This window comes from Propionivibrio sp., assembly GCF_017995515.1.
Lineage (GTDB): Bacteria > Pseudomonadota > Gammaproteobacteria > Burkholderiales > Rhodocyclaceae > Propionivibrio.
The window spans coordinates 4,457-24,394 of record NZ_JAGOIT010000054.1 but is presented as its reverse complement, the minus strand read 5'-3'; the positions used below and the strand labels follow the sequence as shown (position 1 = coordinate 24,394).

Genomic DNA, 19,938 nt, shown 5'->3' with positions numbered 1-19,938 from the left:
AGCGGGGCTGACGAAGTGGAGGCAAATGCTGCTTGCAGAAATGAAAAAAGCCCGAGTAATCAGGCTCTTCTCAAGGTAAGACTGGCGCGCCCGAGACGATTCGAACGTCCGACCCCTGCCTTCGGAGGGCAGTACTCTATCCAGCTGAGCTACGGGCGCGTGTTTTTTTTTCGGAAGGGAGCGAAGCATAGCCGTTTTGCTTCGCGCCGTCCATCGCCGTCAATCGCGCGGCCTTCGACTGCGCGCCGTTTCCAAGTGTTGGCACAAGCGTTCGGCACCGTCGAGTAGCCGCGGCGTGTGGCGCTGAATGAGTTCCGGCGGGACGAAGAACCGGTTGTCGCGCGCGACGGCGACGACTGAGGGCCAGCGTTTCCAGTCGTCCAGCCACTCCGGGCGCGCGTCGTTCATACCGCTGGCGACGATGGCTTCCGGGTTGGCGGCGATGACGGCTTCGACGCTGACGGTCGGCGCCATCGTTTCGAGCCGGGCAAAGACGTTTTCGCCGCCGCACAGGCGCACGACGTCGGAGATGATCTGTTTGCCGCCGACGGTCATCAGCGGCGCTTTCCAGACCTGGTAGAAGGTGCGCACGCTCGGACGAGATGCGTAGCGCTTCTCGAGATCGGCGAGGCGGTCGCGGAAGCGGGCGGCAGCGGCGCGACTAACGCTTTCGCTTCCCGCAAGGCGACCGAGGCGCTCGATCTCGTCGGCCACGTCGCCGATCTGGTTCGGTTGCGAAATGTAGACCGGGAAGCTGAGCGCGCGCAGCTTGTCGATATGCGCAGGCGCGTTGCCACTCGCCCAGCCGATGATCAGATCGGGTTTCAGCGCGGCGATGGCTTCGAGGTCGAGGCGCGAGTAGCCGCCCACTTTCGGGAGCTTTTTGACCGTTTCAGGGAAATCGCTGAATTCGACGGTGCCAACGAGTTTGTCGCCGGCGCCAGCGGCGAACACGGTTTCCGCGAGATGCGGTGCGAGCGTGACGATGCGCCGCGCCGGTTGCGCCAGACGGAGCGTGGCGCCACTGTCGTCGACCACGGAGACTTGCGCCCGCGCCGCGCAGCACGCGACGAACCAACCGAGCATGACGAGGCTGCGCCTCATGCCGCCGCCGGCGCCCACTCGGCGAGCGTGGCGGCGAGCCGCTGCCAGTGCGCTTCGCTCTCCGGTAGGCCGAAGCGCAGCAAGTCGGTCGACGCGTAATGGCGCGTCAGGATCGCGCGGCGGGCGAAGTGTTCGATGAGTTCATCGGTCTGCGCGGTTCTGACCGCACAGAACAGCGCGCTGCGCGTGACTTCGCCCAAGGGCGCGAGCAATTCGGCGAGGCGCCGCGAATCGACGGCGAGCTTCGTGTGCGCCGCTGCCTGCCAGCCCGAATCCTCGAGTGCCCGCTTCGCGACGAAACGCGAGGGATGCGATACCGGCCACGGGCCGAGCACTTCGCGCAGGCGGTCGAGCTTCTCCGGCGCGCCGAAGACGAAGCCGACGCGCGCGCCGGCCAGGCCGAAGAACTTGCCGAGCGAGCGCAACACGATCAGGTTCGGCGCATCCTCGCTGCCGGCCAGCGAGGCGATGCAGTTTTCCGGCTCCGGATCGCCGAAAGCCTCGTCGACGATCAGCCAGCCGCCACGTTTCCGGAGTTGGTCCGCAGCATCGAGCAAGTCCTCGCGCGGCAGCGATTGGGCCGTCGGATTGTTCGGATTGCACAGCAGCACGTTCGGCGTCATCGCCGCCAGCATGCGCGCGAGATTCGGTAGACGGCGCAGCTTGTGCCCGCAACGCTCCCAAGCCTGCGGGTGCTCTTCATAGAGCGGCGACAGGCAGGCGACGACGACCGGGGCAAAAAGCGCCGGCAAGGCCTGGATCGCGGCCTGCGAACCGGGCAGCACGAGCAGGCGGTCGTTGCCGTAATACGCGGCGGCGGCGGCTTCGAGGCCGTCGTCATCTTCCGGAAGGCGATTCCAGCACGCCGGGTCGATCGGCGGAATCGGGTACGACTGCGGATTGATGCCGGTCGACAGGTCGACCCAGTCGGCGAGCGGGATGCCGTATTGCTGCGCGGCGCGGCGCAGGCGACCGCCGTGTTCAAGCATGCGCCCACCCGATGCAGAAGAGCGCGACGAGCCAGAGCCCCGTGCTACGGCGCATGAGCGACAGCGCGCGCGGGATGTCCTCGCCGCGCGCCGGTCGGCCTTCGCCGAGTACCGGCCGTTCTTCACGCTGGCCGTGATAGATCGCCGGCCCGCCGAGCGCTAGGCCGAGGCTGCCGGCGCCCGCCGACATCACCGGGCCGGCGTTCGGGCTTTCCCACACCGGCGCCTGCTTGCGCCAGCACGCCAGTGCACGGCGGGTCTCGCCGAAGGCGGCGTAGGAGAGCGCGGTCAAGCGCGCCGGGATGAAGTTCAGGAGATCGTCGATGCGCGCCGCCGCCCAGCCGAAGCGCAGGAAGCGCTCGGTCTTGTAGCCCCACATCGCATCGAGCGTGTTGGCCAGCCGGAACAGCACCGCGCCGGGCCCGCCGAGGAGGGCGAACCAGAACAGCGCGCCGAACACGGCGTCGTTGCCGTTCTCCAGCGTCGATTCGACGCAGGCCTTGGCGACGCCCGACTCGTCGAGCTCGCTCGTATTGCGCGAGACGATCCAGCCGACGTGCTCACGTGCCGCCGGCAGGTCGCCCGCGGCGAGGTCTTGCACCACGCGCTCGGCGTGTTCGGCGAGGCTGCGCCCGCCGAGCGCGACGTAAAGCAGCACGGCGTCGAGCAGCCAGCCGAGAAAGCCGTCGCATCCGACCCATACCACCAGCGCGATCCAGGGCAGTACGGCGAGCGCCCAGGCGAGCAGGCCGGCGACGCGGCGCAACGCGAGCGGGCCGCGATTCAGGATCGACTCGACGGCGTCGGCGAACTTGCCGAAGCCGACCAGCGGATGCCAGCGGCGCACTTCGCCGAACAGACGGTCGAGCACGACGCCCGCGAGCGCGGCCAGCGGCAGGTGAAACGAACCCGGAATGGAGGACAGCAGGAGATCGGGAGAAAACGGGGCGGACATGAGAAAATCGCCGGCTACGAAGCCAAGAACCCGAGATTCTACGATGAATGCCCCCAAGTACCCCAGCAAAACGCCCGCCCTGATGATCCAGGGCTGCACGTCGGACGCCGGAAAATCGGTGCTCGCCGCCGCGATCTGTCGCATCCTCGCCCGGCGCGGGTTGCGCATCGCGCCGTTCAAGCCGCAGAACATGGCGCTCAATTCGGCCGTGACCATCGACGGCGGCGAGATCGGCCGTGCCCAGGCACTGCAGGCGCTCGCGGCCGGCGTACCGCCGCACATCGATTTCAACCCGATCCTGTTGAAACCTTCCACCGACAAGCGGGCGCAGGTCATCATCCACGGCAAGGCGATGAGCGACCTCAACGCCCGCGACTACCACGAGTACAAGCCGACGGCGATGAAGGCCGTACTCGAATCGTGGGATCGCCTGTGCGATTCCTACGACTGCATCGTCGTCGAAGGCGCCGGCAGCCCGGCCGAAATCAACCTGCGCGCGCGCGACATCGCCAATATGGGCTTTGCCGAAGTCGTCGATTGCCCGGTGATCATCGTCGCCGACATTGATCGCGGCGGCGTCTTCGCGCACCTCGTCGGCACACTCGAACTGCTCTCGGCGAGCGAGCGGGCGCGCGTCAAGGGCTTCGTCATCAACCGCTTTCGCGGCGACATCGGCCTGCTCGAATCCGGCCTCACCTGGCTGGAAGAGCGCACCGGCAAGCCCGTGCTCGGCGTGCTGCCCTACCTGCACGGCCTCTACCTCGACGCCGAGGACGCGCTGCCACGCAAAAAGGAAGCCAAAGGCGAAGCGGCGAAGCTGAAGGTGATCGCGCCAGCCTACCCGCGCATCTCGAACCACAACGACCTCGACCCGTTGCGATTCCACCCGGACGTCGACTTCACCATCGTCGGCCCGCACGATGCGGTGCCGCCGTGCGATCTCATCGTCCTGCCCGGCTCCAAGGCGGTGCAGGCCGACCTCAACTGGCTGCGCGAGATGGGCTGGGAAGAAGCGATCCGCCGCCACCTGCGCTACGGCGGCAAAGTCATCGGCATCTGCGGTGGCTTGCAGATGCTCGGCAAGCAATTGCACGACCCGCTCGGGCTGGAAGGCCAGCCGGGCAGCGCACCGGGGCTGGGGTTGATCGATTACGAAACGACGCTGGCGGCGGAAAAGCGGCTGGAGAACGTCACCGGCACACTTAATCTGGCAGGCTCGCCGCCGATCGCCGGCTACCGCATCCACATGGGCGTCACGAACGGCGCGGCGCTGGAGCGGCCTTCGACCCAGCTCGACGGTGTGCCCGAAGGCGCGATTTCCGAAGACAACCAGATCCTGGCGACCTACTGCCACGGTCTGTTCGACACGCCCGAAGCCCTCGCCGCGCTACTCGAATGGGCCGGTCACAAGCCGACCGCGTACTTCGACCCGAACGAGCGCCGCGAACGCGATCTCGACCGCCTGGCCGACGCGGTCGAACAAAGCCTCGATCTCGAAAGGCTGGCCGAATGGCTGCCGCTCAAGGCAAAATCATCGAATTGAGGAGAAAACCATGAAATTCAGCTTTGGCGGACTGGTTCTGATCGTTTTCGGCGCACTGGTCCTGGCACGTAATCTCGGCTTTCTCAACATCAGCATCGCCGAACTGATCGGCACCTGGTGGCCGCTCGGCCTGATCGTGCTCGGCGCCGGCTTCTTCTTCGCGCCCGACGGCAACGACCACAAGCGTTAACGATCACGGTCGCGTGCAACTTATTGTGGGAGCCCAGCTTCGCTGGGCGATCGGGCCTTTCTTCGGCCACCAACGCCGTTATTGCGCAGAAAATCTACGCGCTCCTACAGAACGATGCGCGATCTGGCGCCTACTTGAGCTTGACCGGCAGCCCCGCAGCGACCAGCGTCACCGCATCACACACCGCGGCCACACGCTGATTGAGCCGACCCTGTTCGTCGGCGAACAGGCGCGAGACGCGCGCCATCGGCACGATGCCCCAGCCGACCTCGTTGGAAACCATGATCACCCGCCCGGGCAACTGCGGCAGCGTCTCGACCAGCGCGGCGACCTCGCCGGAAAACAGCGGGCAATCGACCGGCTGACCGGCTTCCGCCTGTTGCGCCGCCGCCCCGGCGAAGAGCATGTTCGAGAGCCACAGCGTCAGGCAATCGACCAACAGACAGACGTCGGGCGCCGCATTTTGACGAAGTACCTCGGCCAGTCCGAGCGGCGATTCGACCAGTCCCCATGACGCCGGCCGGCGTTCGCGGTGCAGTTTGATGCGATGTTCCATTTCGCCGTCGAGCGCCTGCGCCGTCGCCACGTAGATGACATGCAGCCCGCTCTCGATGGCCCGTTTTTCCGCCAGCGTGCTCTTGCCCGAGCGCGCCCCGCCGATGATCAGTTCTTTCATGGCGCGCAAGCTTAGCACGGAGGCCGGGGCGTATAATCCCGGCTCCCTTTCCAAGCCCGCGCAAAGAATTTCGCCATGCAGTTTGCCATCCGGCCGCTCGACGATGCACTGATTCACGCCCTGCAACACAAGATCGACAACAAGACCAAGCCGCTCGGTTCGCTCGGGTTGCTCGAAACCGTCGCGCTCCAGGTCGGGCGCATCCAGAACACGCTGTCACCCGTGTTCACCAAGCCGCACATGCTGATCTTCGCCGGTGACCACGGCGCGGCGACGGCCGGCATCTCGGCCTACCCGCAGGACGTGAGCTGGCAGATGGTCGAGAACTACCTGCAAGGCGGCGCCGGCGCCAACGTCTTTTCCAGCCAGAACGGGATGACGATGGTCGTCATCGACGCCGGCATCGCGCACGACTTCGGCGAACGCGACGGCCTGATCAACGCCAAGATCTCGCCGACCGGCACGCGCAACTATCTCGCCGAACCGGCGATGACGCGTGAGCAATGCGAAACGGCGCTGGCGCGTGGCGCCGGCTTCGTGCGCGACGCGGTGGCGCGCGGCTGCAACGTGATCGGCCTGGGCGAGAAGGGCATCGGCAACACCGGCTCGGCCTCCTTGATCACGCACCTCCTGACCGGCGCGCCGCTGGTCGATTGCGTCGGCCGCGGCACCGGGCTCGACGACGCCGGCCTCGCGCACAAGCGCGCGCTGATGCAGCAGGCGCTCGACCGCGCGCAACTGCCAGTGGTCGTCGATGTGATGGACGTGCTGACCGAGTTCGGCGGCTTCGAGATCGTGATGATGGTCGGCGCCTATCTCGCCGCCGCCGAAGCCGGCATCACCATCCTCGGCGACGGCGTGATCGCCACCTCGGCGCTGCTCGCCGCCTCCTGCATCGAGCCGCACGTGCGCGACTACGTCGTCTTCTGCCACAAGTCTGCCGAAGCCGGCCACCTCGTCCAGCTGCGCGCGCTCGACGCCAAACCGCTGCTCGACATCGGCATGCGCCTGGGCGAAGGCACCGGCGCCATGGTCGCCTATCCGCTGCTCTGCTCGGCGCTCGCCTTCATGAACGAGATGGCGAGCTTCGAGTCGGCCGGCGTCAGCCAGCGCGTTCGTTAAGAGCAAAGCGCGATGTCCGCACCGTCCCTGTTCGCATCGTTCGTCGGCGCAGTGCGTTTCTTCACCCGCCTGCGCATTCCGGGAGCCGTCGGGCAAGACGCCGTTGCTCTCGAACGCGCGATCGGATTCTTCCCGGCGGCGGGGCTGCTCGTCGGCGGCGTCGCCGCGCTCGCCTTCGCCTCGTCCGTGCTGGTCCTGCCCAAGACGCTCGCCGTCGCGCTCGCGATCGGCGTCGCCATCGTCTTTACCGGCGCGATCCACGAGGACGGCTGGAACGACACGGTTGACGGCTTCGGCAGCAGCGTCGACCGCGCCGAGATCCTCGCCATCATGCGCGACTCGCAGGTGCGCGCCGTCGGCGCCGCCGGCCTCATCGCGCTGCTCGTCAGCCGCCTGCTGGCGCTCGTCGAAGTCGACGAGCACCTGATCCCGGCCGCGCTCGTCGCCGGGCACGCCGTTTCGCGCTTCTGCGCCACCGTCGTCTTCGCCAAGCTCGACTACGTGCGCGCCGAAGGCAAGGCCAAGCCGTTCACCCAGCGCCGCATGCACGACCACCAGCTCGCGTTCGCCGCGTTGCCGGCGCTCGTGCCGCTGTTTTTCCTGCCGTTCTGGCCGGTCGTTTTCGCGCTCGTCTTCGCCGGCGGCGCGACCTGGTGGCTGGCGCGCATGTTCAGGAAGCGCATTGGCGGCTACACCGGCGACTGTCTCGGCGCGACGCAGCAGTTCGCCGAACTCGCCTTCTACGGCGGCCTGCTCTGCCGACTCTCCTGACCGCTTCGGACCAAATCAGACAAAAAGGTAAGCCGATGACCTCGCAGACTCCCCGCTACGAATACCCCCGCGTCCTCTCGATCGCCGGTTCCGACAGCGGCGGCGGCGCCGGCATCCAGGCCGACCTGAAGACGATCGCCGCGCTCGGCTGCTTCGGCATGACGGCGATCACCGCGCTCACTGCGCAGAACACCTGCGGCGTGCGCGCCATCCACGGCGTGCCGCCGCAGATGCTGCGCGACCAGATCGACGCCGTGATCGACGACATCGGCGCCGACGCGGTCAAGATCGGCATGCTGCACGCGCCGGAGATCGTGCGCACCGTCGCCGAGGCGATCGACCGCCACACGCTGCCCAACGTCGTCTTCGACCCGGTGATGGTCGCCACGAGCGGCGCCGTCCTCATCGAACAGGCGTCGATGGACGTACTCGTGCGCGAGCTCTTCCCGCGTGCCGCGCTGATCACGCCGAATCTCGACGAAGCCGGCCTGCTCATCGGCAAGCCACTCGCCTCGACCGAAGACATGGAAGGCGCGGCGCTGGCCCTGCGCGCGCAGGGCGCGCGCGCGGTTCTGGTCAAGGGGGGCCATCTGCGGGGCGAGACGGTGATCGACCTCCTGCTCACCGAGAGCGGCGAGAAGATCTGGATGAAGGCGCCGCGCATCCAGAGCCCGAACACGCACGGCACCGGCTGCACGCTGTCGAGCGCCATCGCATCGCACCTGGCGCTCGGCGAATCGCTCGTCGAAGCCGTGCGCGCCGCCCGCCTCTACGTGCGCGAAGCGCTGCAATCCGGCGCCCAGGTGCGCACCGGCAACTGCGGCGGACCGCTCAACCACAGCCACGCGCCGGTCGCCATGCACCTGCGGCCGCTGCAGCGCGCGTGAGAAAGAGCGGCACATGAACTGCAAGTCCACCACAGAGACGCAGAGGCACAGAGGTAACGCGGAGAACGGCAATACACGAGAGGCGTCTCCGCATACTGCACAGCCTTTCTCTGTGAAATGTCTGCGCCTCTGCGTCTCTGTGGTGGGTTCTGAATCTTCATACTGGACGCCGAGCGACTCCGCCGCTGTCCGTCCGATTCGCAAATAGCGGCGGCGTATAATCGCCCGCTTCCCGACCATGCCTTCCCACCGATTTTTCCATCCTTGCTAACGGACCGACTCATGCTATTCGCCATCTCCTCGCCCGGCAATTCGCTTGATGCCGCACTGCTCGACAAAATCAACAACAAGACCAAACCGCTCGGCGCGCTCGGCCAGCTCGAACAGCTCGCGCTGCAGATCGGCCGCATGCAGAAGACGCTGACTCCGGCGCTGACCAGCCCGCAGATCCTCGTCTTCGCCGGTGACCACGGCGCGGCGAAGGCCGGCGTTTCGGCGTATCCGCAGGACGTGACCTGGCAGATGGTCGAGAACTTCCTCGCCGGCGGCGCGGCGATCAACGTCTTCGCCAAACACAATGGCCTCGGCCTGCGCGTGATCGACGCCGGCGTCGCGCACGACTTCGGCGCACGTGATGGCCTGGTCGACGCCAAGGTCGGCCCCGGCACGCGCAACTACATCGAGGAACCGGCGATGAGCGCGCACGAATGCGCCGCGGCGCTGGTCAAGGGCGCCGAGATCGCGCGCAAGCTGGCCGACGAAGGCTGCAACGTGCTCGGCTTCGGCGAGATGGGCATCGGCAACACCGCCTCCGCCTCGCTGATCACGCACACGCTCACCGGCGCCTCGCTCGAAGACTGCGTCGGGCGCGGAACCGGGCTTGACGACGCTGGCCTCGCACGCAAGCGCGACCTGCTCGCGCAGGCCGTCGCCCGTGCTGCGCTGCCGGCCGACGCCGACCCGATGAACGTACTCGCCGAGTTCGGCGGCTTCGAGATCGTGATGATGGCCGGCGCCATGCTCGGCGCCGCCGAGCGCGGCATGACGCTGCTCATCGATGGCTTCATCGTCACCTCGGCGCTGCTCGTCGCGTCGCGCATCGCGCCGGCGATCCGCGATTACTGCGTGTTCTGCCACCGCTCGGCCGAACCGGGCCACCTTGCACAGCTCGCCGAGCTGCACGCCGATCCGTTGATCGACCTCGGGCTGCGCCTCGGCGAAGGCACCGGCGCCGCGCTCGCCTGGCCGCTGGTCAGCGCCGCCGTCGCCTTCCTCAATGAGATGGCGAGCTTCGCCTCGGCCGGCGTCAGCGAAAAGGGCTGACGCACTCCCGCCCGGCCGCTTCCTGCCGCCGGGTACATCAATCAAGGTCAGGGCCATGTCCTCCCGCCACGAACTCGAATATCTCTTCGGCGCCATCCGCTTCTTCACCCGCCTGCCCGTGCCGCGCTGGGTCGGACACAGCAGCGAGGCACTCGAACGCTCGATGCGCTACTTCCCGGCGGTGGGTTTGATCGTCGGCTTCATCGGCGCGCTGGTCTTCGCCGTCACCTCGTTCTTCTGGCCGAAGACGCTGGCGGTTCTCGCTTCGATGGCGGCGACGCTCTATGCCACCGGCGCCTTCCACGAGGACGGCTGGGGCGACATGGTCGACGGCTTCGGCGGCGGCTGGGGCAAGGAGCGCATCCTGGCGATCATGAAGGACTCGCGCATCGGCAGCTACGGCGCCGTCGCGCTGATCATGGTGCTGCTCACCAAGTTCTGCGCGCTCGTCGAGATCGATCTGCTGATGATCCCGGTGACGCTGATCGCCGGACACGGTTTTTCGCGCCTGTGTGCCGCACTGCTGATGAGCCAGCTCGACTACGTGCGCGACGAGGAAGGCAAGGCCAAGCCGCTCGCCACGCGCATCGGCGGCGGCGAACTGGTCTTCGCGACGATCACCGCGCTGCTCCCGCTCCTGCTGCTCGCGCCAAGACAATCGATCCCCGCCGTCGTCCTCGCGCTGCTCGCCACGCTCTGGCTCGGCCGCATGTTCAAGAAGCAGATCGGCGGCTACACCGGCGACTGCCTCGGCGCGACGCAGCAGCTGTCCGAGGTCGCCTTCTACTGCGGCATGCTGTGCAAGTTTTCCTGATCCGCCACCCGAAGCCGGTGATCGAAGCCGGCATCTGCTATGGCCGGCTCGACGTCGACGCGCACGCGCCGCACGCCGTCGCCGACGAGATCCGGCCGCTGCTGCGGCGGGACGTTCCCGTCTATTCGAGCCCGCTGCGCCGTGCCCGACAGCTCGCCGAAGCGCTGCACCCGTCGCCCATCATTGACGAGCGCCTGTGCGAGATCGACTTCGGCGACTGGGAAGGCCGCGCCTGGGACGCCATCGAGCGCGACGCCCTCGACGCCTGGGCCGCCGACGTCACCGGCTTCATCCCGCCCAATGGCGAGTCGGTCGCCCAGTTGCAGGCGCGCGTGCTCGACTTCGCTGCGACACTCGCACCGCAGCCCGCCGTCGCGTTCGTCGCCCACGCTGGCGTATTGCGCGCGCTGGTCGGCCACTGGCAGCGGCTGCCGGTCGCCGAATGGACGCAGCTCTCCTTCGACTACGGCAGCGTGACCACGCTCCACATTGAACATCCGCTCTGACTGCCATGAGACTCCCCGCCCCCTCGCCCGACGCCCTTGCCTTCAGCGACGCGCTCAAGCGCCGCATCGTGGCCGCAATCGACGACGCCGACGGCTGGATCGGCTTCGACCGCTTCATGGAGCTCGCGCTCTACGCGCCGGGCTTGGGCTACTACTCGGGCGGTGCCCAGAAGTTCGGCGCGGCCGGCGACTTCGTCACCGCCCCGGAAATTTCCTCCGCCTTCAGCCAGACGCTGGCGACGCAGGCCGTCCAGGTCATGGCGCTGTCGGCGCCGCAGATCGTCGAGGTCGGCGCCGGTTCGGGCCGTCTGGCGGCCGACCTGCTGCTCGAACTCGAACGGCGCGACGCGCTGCCCGAGCGCTACGCCATCCTTGACCTCTCGGGCGAGCTGCGCGAACGGCAACGGGCGACGATCAGCCAGCGTGCGCCGCATCTGCTCGGCCGCGTTCATTGGCTCGACCGCCTGCCGGAAACCTTCGACGGCCTCGTGCTCGCCAACGAGCTGCTCGACGCGATGCCGGTGCATCTGGTGCTTTGGCACGACGCGGCGATCCTCGAACGTGGCGTCAGCACGAAGAACGGCGAATTCGTCTGGAGCGATCGTCCCGCGACCGGGCGCGTGCTCGAGAAAGCGCAAGCCATCGCCGACGAATTCGCGCTCCCGCCCGGCTACCTGAGCGAAGTCTGCCTCGCCGCGGCCGACTGGACGGCTTCGTGGGCAAGCATCCTGAACAAGGGCGCGCTGCTGCTGATCGACTACGGCTTCCCGCGCCACGAGTTCTACCACCCGCAACGCGCGACCGGCACGCTGATGTGCCACTACCGCCACCACGCGCACGGCGAACCCTTCCTGCTCCCGGGCCTGCAGGACATCACCGCGCACGTCGATTTCACCGCCATCGTCGAAGCCGGCTTCAACGCCGGGCTGGAACTGCTCGGCTACACGACGCAGGCAACCTTCCTGCTCAACTGTGGATTGACCGACATCCTCGCGCGCACACCGGCGGAGGATTTGATGCGTTACCTGCCGCTCGCACAGGCCGCGCAGAAACTGATTTCGCCGGCCGAGATGGGCGAGCTGTTCAAGGTCATCGCCCTCGGAAAAGGGATCGACGACTCCCTGCTCGGCTTCGCGCCGGGCGACCGCAGCGAGACGCTGTAGTCGCTTTAGTCGCGCGGTACCCGATGGAGCCCGGCAGCGCTCAATGACGCTCGTCGCTGACGCTGTAGAAAAGCCGGGCCAGCGGCTCCGCGTAAGCACTCGTCACCGAAGCCGTCGTCAAGCCGGCCTGCACACGCGGCAGCCTTGCCCATTCGGTGTAGAGAACTTCGTCGTCGTAAGCGTCGTTGTTGTAGTTGCACGCCTCGTCCAGCCGTTTACCGGTACTCGTTTCCTTGACGATGATCATTTTCTGTCTCCTGCAAATGGGTCGTACAGGTTCATTAACGACCGATCAGGAAATCGGTTGATGCGATGCCGAAGAAATTTCGCGAACCGCAGCAGGCGTGCTCAGTCAGGTAGCGCCAAGGCGTCCTTGACCGCGGCCACGCGCGCCGCGTGCAGGCGCTCTGGAATCTCGGCCGGGTTGGTACAGCCACGCGCGATGGCCGCCGCGTCGACCGCACGGAACGCAGCCAGCGCACGCGTGAAGAGATCCTCCGAGGGAATCGGCTTGTCCTCCCAGCCCAAGCGCCCGTGGTAGTCACAGGCGCAAGCTTCAAGGAGTTGTGCGAAGCGTTGCGGGCGGCGCAAGGCGTCCGTGTGTTCAAGCAGGCGCGTCACGGTCGAAGCGCGCAAATCGGGGCCGCGCCGGATATCGCCGTGGTAGCGCGCTACGAGGAGCGCCAGGTCACGGCAGTCGGCCGGCGCCTTGAGGCGTTCGCAGACCGCCTTGACCAGATTGACGCTGCGCACCTCGTGGCCGGGGTGGCGCGGCAGATCGGTGGTCGGCGTCAGCCCCTTGCCGAGGTCGTGCAGGAGCACGGCAAAACGCACCGGCAAGGCATAACGGGCTTGCGCTGCCTCATCGAGCGCCATCATCACGTGTACGCCGGTGTCGACTTCCGGGTGGTAATCGGCGCGCTGCGGCACGCCGAACAAGCGGTCGAGTTCGGGGATCAGGCGTGCCAGTGCGCCGCATTCGTGCAGCACTTCGATCATGCGCGACGGCCGCGCTTCCATCAGCCCTTTGGCCAGTTCCTGCCAGACACGCTCGGGCACAAGGTGATCGACCTCGCCGACCGCGACCATCTGGCACATCAGTTCCCGCGTCTCCGGCGCGATCGCGAAATCGGCGAAGCGCGCGGCGAAGCGGGCGACGCGCAGGATGCGCACCGGGTCTTCGACAAAGGCGGGGCCGACGTGGCGCAGCACCTTCGCCACGATGTCGGCGACGCCGTTGAAGGGATCGGTCAACGTACCGTCGTCGGCACGTGCGATGGCATTGATCGTCAGGTCACGGCGCGCCAGATCGTCGGTGAGGCTCACATCGGGCGCGGCGTGGAAGGCAAAACCCTTGTAGCCGTGCCCGGCCTTGCGCTCGGTGCGGGCGAGGGCGTATTCCTCGTGCGTCTTCGGATGCAGGAAGACCGGAAAATCCTTGCCGACCGGCTTGAAGCCCTGGGCCAGCATCGCCTCGGGCGAGGCGCCGACGACGACGTAGTCACGATCCTGCACCGGCAGGCCGAGCAGCTCGTCGCGCACTGCGCCACCGACTGTATAGATCTGTATGTCGATGGGCGCCATCAACGAAACGGAAAGACCGCTATCCGCCGGCCGTTTCGGCCTGAGCACCGGCGCGCCATTCCTGCATCGCCGGCAAGGAGAGCATGGCATCGACCCACTTGCGCGAGGCGGCAGGCAAATCGACTTCGTAGGTGATGAAGCGCCAGACGACCGGTGCGAACATGGCGTCGGCGATGGTAAAACGACCGAACAGGAAAGGTCCGGCATCGACGAAGCGGCTGCGGCAGCTTTCCCAGATGTCGACGATGCGCGCGATGTCGGCTTCGACGTCAGCCGTGCGCGTCGTGTGCGGCTTCGAGGCAGTTACGTCCATTGGCAGCATGTGGCGCAGGGCGACGAAGCCCGAGTGCATTTCTGCGCTGATCGAACGCGCTTCGGCACGCGACTTGCTATCAGCCGGCCACAGCGCGGGCACCTTCTCGGCGATGTACTCACAGATGGCGAGCGAATCCCAGACGACGGTCTGGCTGTCGATCAGGCAGGGCACCTTGCCCGACGGCGAATGCTTGAGGATCTCCGCCTTGGTGGTGCTCTCGCGCAGACGGATGCTCACCTTTTCGAACGGCAGCCCGCTCTGCTTCAGAACGAGCCAGGGGCGCAGACTCCACGACGAATAGTTATGATCGCCGATCACCAGTTTCAGCATGATCCAGCGCTCCGATCAGTTTCCGGCGCGCCCGGCGTGGCTACGGTAGCCATCCAGACGGCTCTTGACCTTGATCCTCGCGAGATAGCCCGGCGCGATCGACTCGAGCGACTTCGGATTCCAGCCCGGGTAGTTGCGCGCGCCGTCGGTCAGATTGTCGATCTGCATCGAACGCAGATTGTCAGGCGACAGCGGCGGGTTGGGCAGCAGGCTGAGAACGCGCGCCTGCACGGCGGCGAGACCGCTGCCGAGATTGATCACGGTACGGCAGTGACCGGAGAGCTTGGCGACGTAGTCGACCAGTTCGCGCAGGCTGTAGGCACGCGGACCGGCGAGTTCATAGATCTGGCCGAAGGTGTCGCTGCGCGTCAGGCAATCGACCATGGCGTCCGCCACATCGCCGATGTAGGCCGGCTGGAAGCGCGCCTTGGCGCCTGCCAGCGGCAACACCGGGCAGAGGTCGAGCAGCGCCGCAAACTTGTTGAGGAAGGCGTCGCCCGGCCCGAAGATGACCGAGGGACGGAAGACCGTCATGTCCAGATCCTTGGCGGCGGCGAGCACGGCGGCCTCGCCGGCGGCCTTCGAGCGCAGGTAGGCTGACGGCGCGTCGGCCGACGCCTTGAGCGCGCTCATGTGCACCAGGCGGCGAACGCCCGACTGCTGCATCGCCGCAACGATCTTCTTCGGCAACTCGACGTGCGCTTCGGCAAAGCGCTTGCCATAGGGCTGGCGCGAATCGCCGTCGTGCAGGATGCCGACCAGATTGATCACGGCGTCCATACCCTTCATCAAGCCGGCGAGCACCTGCGGATCGTTGACGTTGGCCTCGACCACGTAGACCGTGGGCACCATCGTCGCCTGCTTGGTGTGGTCGCGGTGACGCGACGGGATGACGACGCGAATGCCGCGTTCGGAGAGACGATTTGCGATCCAGCTGCCGATAAACCCGCTGCCGCCGATCAGAAGTACGTTCTTGATATTCATGGCGCCCTGAGATGGTAAAGGTTGCAATAAAGCGAGGATTTTACGGCAATTCCTCGGCGTTGGGATCAAGCGCGACGCGCGGACCGATGACGCCGAGGCGGCTCTTGATCGACTGCGGCGCTTCGTTGAACAGCGCCGCGTAATAGACTGAGTTGCTCATCACTTTCTTCACATAGTCGCGCGTTTCGGTAAACGGAATCGTCTCGGCATAGACCGCACCTTCGAGTTCGCGGTCGGCCGCCCGCCACTTGCGCGCGCGGCCGGGGCCAGCGTTGTACGCGGCCGAAGCAAGCACCGGATGGTTGTCCAGGCTCTCCATGACCAGGCGCATGTACGAAGTGCCGAGCAGCACGTTGACCTCGGTGTCGTTCACCTGGCCGTGATGGTAGTCGCGCAGGCCGATCTTCTTCGCCACCCACTTCGCCGTCGCCGGCATCAGCTGCATCAGGCCGGAGGCGCCGACCGTGGATTTGGCGTTGGTCACGAAACGGCTTTCCTGGCGCATCAGGCCGTAGACCCAGGCGTCGTCCAGCGACTGGTTGCTGGCTGCCGGTCGCACCTGCTCGCTGTACGGCGACAGATAGCGCAAGGAATAGTCGTGTTCGTTGCGTGTGCGGTCGGCCGCGGCGATCGCGCGGTCGTAGAAGCCGGCGCGATTGGCCACTTCGGCGGCGGCAAGCAGTTCGCGGTCGCCCATGCCGCGCAGCACCCAGTTCCATTCGCGCACGCCTTCGACGCGCATGTCGAGGCGCAAAAGAGCGAGCGTCCGGCGTACGCCGGGAACGTCCGCCATTGTCGCCAGCTCTTCACTCGTCGGCGATTCAGCCTTTGGCGGCGTCGTGATCACCCGACCGAGTTCCTCGTCGGCGAGATTGCCGTAGAAGTTCGGCTGGCCGGCGATCTTCAGGAAGAGATTGTTGGCCGCTTCCGTCTGCCCGCCCGCCTTGTAGGAGCGGCCGAGCCAGTAGATCCACGGCGCCTGTTCGGCGAGCGCAGGCGGCATTTTCTCGATGGTCGCGCGCACGACGCCCCACGCCTGCGCACGCAGCGCGGCGCGCACCTTCCACTGGGCGACTTCGTCCGAGAGCGGCGCGTCGCCCGCCTTGGCGAACCACGGCAGCGCCTCGTCCATGTGCCGAAACGCCGCCTGCCAGCCGATCTGGCTCCAGGCCCAGCCTTTCTCGCCGGCCTGCAGCTGATCCTCGATACGCTGCAACTGCGCTGCGGCGGCAGCCGGGTCGTTGCGCGCGATGCGCCCGACGGCCAGCGCGGCCAGCTCGCGCTGCATGCGGCTCGCGCCGAAACCGGACGGCAGCTTGACGAGCCACGGCATGGGTGAATCGGACACGGTCTGCGCCGTGCGCGCATCCGGCGTCTGGCTGGCAGGCAGGTAGTTCATCGTGTAGCGACCGCCGGCCAGCTTGTTCGCCTCGAACTGGCGACGGACGCGCTCCCAGACGCCGTCGGCCAGCACGCGCTTTTCCAGGATCAGCGCTTCGAGTACCGGATAACACGACTCGGGCGGCTCAACGAGCGTCAGCCAGAGCGGCATCGCATCGTCGAGCATCGTCTGGTCACCACGGGCACGGCGGCTCTGCAGCGCGTAGCACGCCAGCCCCGGATCGGGCTGCACGACGGCCGGGAATTCGGCATCGAACTCGGCCCAGAGCTGGTCCTTGCCGAGCTGCTTCAGCCACTCGCTGCGCATCCGTTCGGCGATGTAGCTGCCCTCGTTGCGCGCCAGGAAGGACTTGACCGCTGCCGGATCGGCGCTTTCCATTTTCAGATCGATCTGCAGCAGCCAGTACTCGGCGTACGCGGCAAGCTCGTGGTCCTGCAGTTCGGGCACGATGCGTTCGAGCCGGGCGCGATCGCCGAGCCGAGCCGCGTCGCGCGCGGCGAGCAGGAGATCGTCGGAAGCGGCAATCGCCGTGTGCGCGAGGAAAGCCGAGAAAACGAGCGAGGAGATGAAACGGATGGAGCGGACGGAACGAAGAAGCTTCATGGTAAGCTGAATAACCCGAAAACACTGGCTTTGAGCATACCACATGAGCACCTGTCCGAAGCCCGGATTGCACGCTGACGAAGCGCTCGAGGCGCGCACCCGCCGGCGTCGCGAACTGCGCCGACATGGCATCGAAGCACGCATGGCGTTACCGCCGGCGACCCACGCGGCGCTATCGACGCGCGTCTGCGAACTCATCCGACAGCACTTCCCCGAACTTGCCGGCATGCACGTCGCCTTCTGCTGGCCGTACAGGAACGAGCCCGACCTGCGCCCGCTGATGCAAGGCTGGCAGGCCGAAGGAAATCCGGGGTTTGCCGCGCTGCTGCCGGTCGTCGTCGACGCCGGTCGCGCCCTCACCTTTCGCGCGTGGACGCCGGACTGCACGATGCATGCGGACCGCTACGGCATCCCGACGCCGTCATCCGGTGAATTCCTGACGCCGGAAGCCTTGCTCATCCCGGTCAACGTCTTCGATACGCGGGGGTATCGCATCGGCTACGGCGGCGGCTACTTCGACCGCACGCTGGCGTCGCTGCGGCCACGGCCGATCGCCATCGGCGTCGGCTTCGAGCTGGCTCGCGTCGATTCGATCGATCCCGAAGAACACGACGAACCGCTCGCGGCGATCGTCACCGAGGCCGGCGTGCTGCGCGTCTGAAGGGCGTATTCCTCAGCGCGCCAGGTGCGACCCGTGGTGCGCCAATCGCCCGGACTGCACCCAGGCGCCGCTCGCCGCCGGTTCGATGCTGATGATGTGGTGCGGCGTGCCGTCCATCATCACGGCGACCGCCGCGGCAATCGCGGCCATTTCGGGCAGCTCTTGCGCCGCCGCTGCGGCAGCCGGCTTGGCAGCAACGGTGGCCTTCTTCTCCACCGGCTTCGCGGTTTTCGCGTGCGCCGCCTTGCCGTTGAGCAGGTCGGCCGTCTTGTTGAGCAGCGGGAACAGCGACAGCACGAAGCCGATGCCGCTGATGATCAGGAAACTCAGGAAGAAGTCGATGACGCTGAGGATGACAGCGCCCTGGAAGGTATCGGGAACGATCGCGTTCATGGTTGTTTGGCCTCAACGTGCGGGTGCGTGGCTGCAAATGCGTTTCTCATGCTCAACCCCCCACGCCCAGGAGCGCCAGCAGGATGCCGCCCGAGATCGCCGTGCCGAACACGCCGGCCAGGTTCGGGCCCATCGCGTGGTAGATCAGCAGGTTCTTCGGGTTGGCCTCGTAGGCGACGATGTGCGAGACGCGCGCGGCGATCGGCACCGAGGCGATGCCGGCCGAGCCGATCAGCGGGTTGATCTTTTCCTTGAGGAAGAGGTTCATGATCTTCGCCGTGACGACACCCGAGCCGGTGCCGAAGAGGAAGGCGATCAGGCCGAGAACGACGATTTCCAGCGTTTGCACGGTGAGGAACTTGTCGGCCGCCATCGTTGAACCGATGGCCACGGTCAGGATGATGATGATCACGTTCATCAGGCCGCCCGCCGCCGTCTTCGACAGACGCGAGGTGACACCGCATTCCTTGAGCAGGTTGCCGAGCATCAGCATGGTGATGAGCGGCGCCACCGGCGGGAAGAACAGATTCACGATGATCGCAATGACCAGCGGGAACGCGATCTTTTCGACCTTCGTCACCTTGCGCACTTCAGCCATGCTGATATCGCGCTCGGCCTTGGTCGTCAGCATCTTCATCACCGGCGGCTGGATCATCGGCATCAACGCCATATACGAGTAGGCCGCGACCGAGATCGGGCCGAGCAGGTGCGGCGCCAGCTTGACCGCGACAAAGATGGCCATCGGGCCGTCGGCGCCGCCGATGATGCCGATCGCACCAGCTTCGGACAGCGTGAAGCCGAGCAGCTTGGCGAGCAGCAGCGCGACGAAGATGCCGAGGTGGGCACCGGCGCCGAGGATGACGAGGCGCGGGTTGGCGATCATCGGGCCGAAGTCGGTCATCGCGCCGACGCCGAGGAAGATCAGCGGCGGGATGATCAGCTTCTCGACGCCCATGTAGGCGAAGTGGAACAGGCCGCCTTCCTTGACCGCGTAGAGCAACGCGGAGATCGCCGGGCCGCCGGGTACGTCGGGGGGGCCGGGTACGTTGGCGACGATGCACGAGAAGCCGATGCCGATCAGCAACAGCGGTTCGTAGTGTTTGGTGATCGCCAGGTAGATCATGACGATGCCGATGACGATCATCAGCAGATTACCGAGCGTGAAATTGACGGCACCGGTCTGGTCGAGCAGCGCCTGCAGGAACATCATGATTTGGTCGAGCAAAGTGCACCTTCCTTCCCGCAAGCGCGCAGCCACGCACTTTCGGATTATCGAAACGGAGAGTCAGAGAAACGGAGCACAGGATAGGGAAAAGCGTGCCGTGCGGAACCTAGGGCTACCCCTGGTTTTCCGGCCCGGTGGCGTTTAGCGCCGCTGGCACGGCTGCCTTACATATAGAATCGGGCACATCTTCCCCACGTTCGCATTACTGCTCCTCACCGCAAACCGCAAACCGCAAACCGCAAACCGCAAACCGCAAACCGCAAACCGCAAACCGCAAACCGCAAACCGCATGCCCCAGCCCCTCATTCCTGCCCCCGCGTCAGGCCCGATCGTTTGGGCAACCCGACACCGCGCGCTGACCTTCGCCTTCGCCCTCGTTCTCGCGGTCCTGATCGCC

General features: G+C 66.5%; 21 protein-coding genes and 1 tRNA gene. 10 read left to right on the top strand and 12 right to left on the bottom strand.

What is annotated here, in order from left to right; genetic code table 11:
• Window positions 1-82: 82 nt before the first annotated feature.
• The 4 genes from KBA32_RS10465 to cbiB form a co-directional block, all read right to left on the bottom strand.
• Window positions 83-159, bottom strand: a tRNA-Arg gene (locus tag KBA32_RS10465).
• 60 nt (window positions 160-219) lie between these two features.
• Window positions 220-1,104, bottom strand: coding sequence for a cobalamin-binding protein (locus tag KBA32_RS10460; protein WP_294358549.1), 885 nt, complete (start codon window positions 1,102-1,104; stop codon window positions 220-222).
• Window positions 1,101-2,093 (bottom strand): threonine-phosphate decarboxylase CobD, encoded by a 993-nt coding sequence (gene cobD, locus KBA32_RS10455; protein WP_294358544.1) that lies wholly within the window; start codon window positions 2,091-2,093, stop codon window positions 1,101-1,103. Before cobD ends, KBA32_RS10460 begins: the two co-directional genes overlap by 4 nt.
• Window positions 2,086-3,048 (bottom strand): adenosylcobinamide-phosphate synthase CbiB, encoded by a 963-nt coding sequence (gene cbiB / locus KBA32_RS10450; RefSeq protein ID WP_294358540.1) that lies wholly within the window; start codon window positions 3,046-3,048, stop codon window positions 2,086-2,088. Before cbiB ends, cobD begins: the two co-directional genes overlap by 8 nt.
• A gap of 43 nt (window positions 3,049-3,091) precedes the next feature.
• Between cbiB and KBA32_RS10445 the strand changes: the two genes are divergently transcribed.
• Both KBA32_RS10445 and KBA32_RS10440 read left to right on the top strand, forming a co-directional pair.
• On the top strand, window positions 3,092-4,591 hold the full coding sequence (locus KBA32_RS10445; RefSeq protein WP_294358538.1) for a cobyric acid synthase: 1,500 nt from the start codon (window positions 3,092-3,094) through the stop codon (window positions 4,589-4,591).
• Between the two features lie 10 nt (window positions 4,592-4,601).
• Window positions 4,602-4,781 carry a DUF5668 domain-containing protein gene (locus KBA32_RS10440; RefSeq protein ID WP_294358536.1) on the top strand — a complete coding sequence of 60 codons (180 nt, stop codon included), beginning with the start codon at window positions 4,602-4,604 and terminating at the stop codon, window positions 4,779-4,781.
• Between the two features lie 130 nt (window positions 4,782-4,911).
• Here KBA32_RS10440 and cobU read toward each other — a convergent pair whose 3' ends face one another.
• The gene (cobU, locus tag KBA32_RS10435) at window positions 4,912-5,457 is read right to left on the bottom strand and encodes a bifunctional adenosylcobinamide kinase/adenosylcobinamide-phosphate guanylyltransferase (RefSeq protein WP_294358533.1); all 546 of its coding nucleotides are present in this window, start codon (window positions 5,455-5,457) and stop codon (window positions 4,912-4,914) included.
• Between the two features lie 75 nt (window positions 5,458-5,532).
• On the opposite strand from cobU, the gene cobT (KBA32_RS10430) reads away from it, so the two are divergent.
• The 7 genes from cobT (KBA32_RS10430) (at window position 5,533) to KBA32_RS10400 (ending at window position 12,043) form a co-directional block, all read left to right on the top strand.
• Entirely contained in the window at window positions 5,533-6,579 is a 1,047-nt protein-coding gene (cobT, locus tag KBA32_RS10430; protein ID WP_294358530.1) for a nicotinate-nucleotide--dimethylbenzimidazole phosphoribosyltransferase, read from the top strand.
• 12 nt (window positions 6,580-6,591) lie between these two features.
• Window positions 6,592-7,350, top strand: a complete 759-nt coding sequence (locus KBA32_RS10425) for an adenosylcobinamide-GDP ribazoletransferase (protein WP_294358526.1) — start codon at window positions 6,592-6,594, stop codon at window positions 7,348-7,350.
• A 35-nt stretch (window positions 7,351-7,385) separates the two neighbouring features.
• A complete protein-coding gene (gene thiD / locus KBA32_RS10420) occupies window positions 7,386-8,237 on the top strand; it encodes a bifunctional hydroxymethylpyrimidine kinase/phosphomethylpyrimidine kinase (RefSeq protein ID WP_294358523.1) in 852 nt (283 codons plus the stop codon).
• Between the two features lie 282 nt (window positions 8,238-8,519).
• Complete coding sequence (cobT, locus tag KBA32_RS10415; protein WP_294358521.1) at window positions 8,520-9,560, top strand: nicotinate-nucleotide--dimethylbenzimidazole phosphoribosyltransferase; 1,041 nt, start codon at window positions 8,520-8,522, stop codon at window positions 9,558-9,560.
• Between the two features lie 55 nt (window positions 9,561-9,615).
• Window positions 9,616-10,374, top strand: a complete 759-nt coding sequence (locus KBA32_RS10410; RefSeq protein WP_294358519.1) for an adenosylcobinamide-GDP ribazoletransferase — start codon at window positions 9,616-9,618, stop codon at window positions 10,372-10,374.
• The gene (gene cobC / locus KBA32_RS10405) at window positions 10,359-10,880 is read left to right on the top strand and encodes an alpha-ribazole phosphatase family protein (RefSeq protein ID WP_294358514.1); all 522 of its coding nucleotides are present in this window, start codon (window positions 10,359-10,361) and stop codon (window positions 10,878-10,880) included. The genes KBA32_RS10410 and cobC overlap by 16 nt, the downstream gene beginning before the upstream one ends.
• Before the next feature lie 5 nt (window positions 10,881-10,885).
• The gene (locus KBA32_RS10400) at window positions 10,886-12,043 is read left to right on the top strand and encodes an SAM-dependent methyltransferase (RefSeq protein ID WP_294358511.1); all 1,158 of its coding nucleotides are present in this window, start codon (window positions 10,886-10,888) and stop codon (window positions 12,041-12,043) included.
• Between the two features lie 40 nt (window positions 12,044-12,083).
• On the opposite strand, the gene KBA32_RS10395 is transcribed toward KBA32_RS10400, so the two are convergent.
• The 5 genes from KBA32_RS10395 to KBA32_RS10375 form a co-directional block, all read right to left on the bottom strand.
• Window positions 12,084-12,290 (bottom strand): hypothetical protein, encoded by a 207-nt coding sequence (locus tag KBA32_RS10395; protein ID WP_294358508.1) that lies wholly within the window; start codon window positions 12,288-12,290, stop codon window positions 12,084-12,086.
• Between the two features lie 101 nt (window positions 12,291-12,391).
• Complete coding sequence (locus KBA32_RS10390; protein WP_294358555.1) at window positions 12,392-13,612, bottom strand: multifunctional CCA addition/repair protein; 1,221 nt, start codon at window positions 13,610-13,612, stop codon at window positions 12,392-12,394.
• Between the two features lie 34 nt (window positions 13,613-13,646).
• Entirely contained in the window at window positions 13,647-14,270 is a 624-nt protein-coding gene (locus tag KBA32_RS10385) for a glutathione S-transferase family protein (RefSeq protein ID WP_294358552.1), read from the bottom strand.
• Window positions 14,271-14,288: 18 nt separating this feature from the next.
• Complete coding sequence (locus tag KBA32_RS10380) at window positions 14,289-15,257, bottom strand: complex I NDUFA9 subunit family protein (RefSeq protein ID WP_294358506.1); 969 nt, start codon at window positions 15,255-15,257, stop codon at window positions 14,289-14,291.
• A 40-nt stretch (window positions 15,258-15,297) separates the two neighbouring features.
• Window positions 15,298-17,262: a lytic transglycosylase domain-containing protein gene (locus KBA32_RS10375; protein WP_294358503.1), complete on the bottom strand. Its 1,965-nt coding sequence runs from the start codon at window positions 17,260-17,262 to the stop codon at window positions 15,298-15,300.
• A 43-nt stretch (window positions 17,263-17,305) separates the two neighbouring features.
• Between KBA32_RS10375 and KBA32_RS10370 the strand changes: the two genes are divergently transcribed.
• A complete protein-coding gene (locus tag KBA32_RS10370) occupies window positions 17,306-17,923 on the top strand; it encodes a 5-formyltetrahydrofolate cyclo-ligase (RefSeq protein ID WP_294358500.1) in 618 nt (205 codons plus the stop codon).
• A gap of 12 nt (window positions 17,924-17,935) precedes the next feature.
• Here the strand turns inward: KBA32_RS10370 and KBA32_RS10365 are convergent, their stop codons facing one another.
• A complete protein-coding gene (locus KBA32_RS10365) occupies window positions 17,936-18,316 on the bottom strand; it encodes a hypothetical protein (RefSeq protein WP_294358497.1) in 381 nt (126 codons plus the stop codon).
• Between the two features lie 52 nt (window positions 18,317-18,368).
• Window positions 18,369-19,541 (bottom strand): sodium ion-translocating decarboxylase subunit beta, encoded by a 1,173-nt coding sequence (locus KBA32_RS10360; protein ID WP_294358493.1) that lies wholly within the window; start codon window positions 19,539-19,541, stop codon window positions 18,369-18,371.
• Window positions 19,542-19,938: the final 397 nt, after the last annotated feature.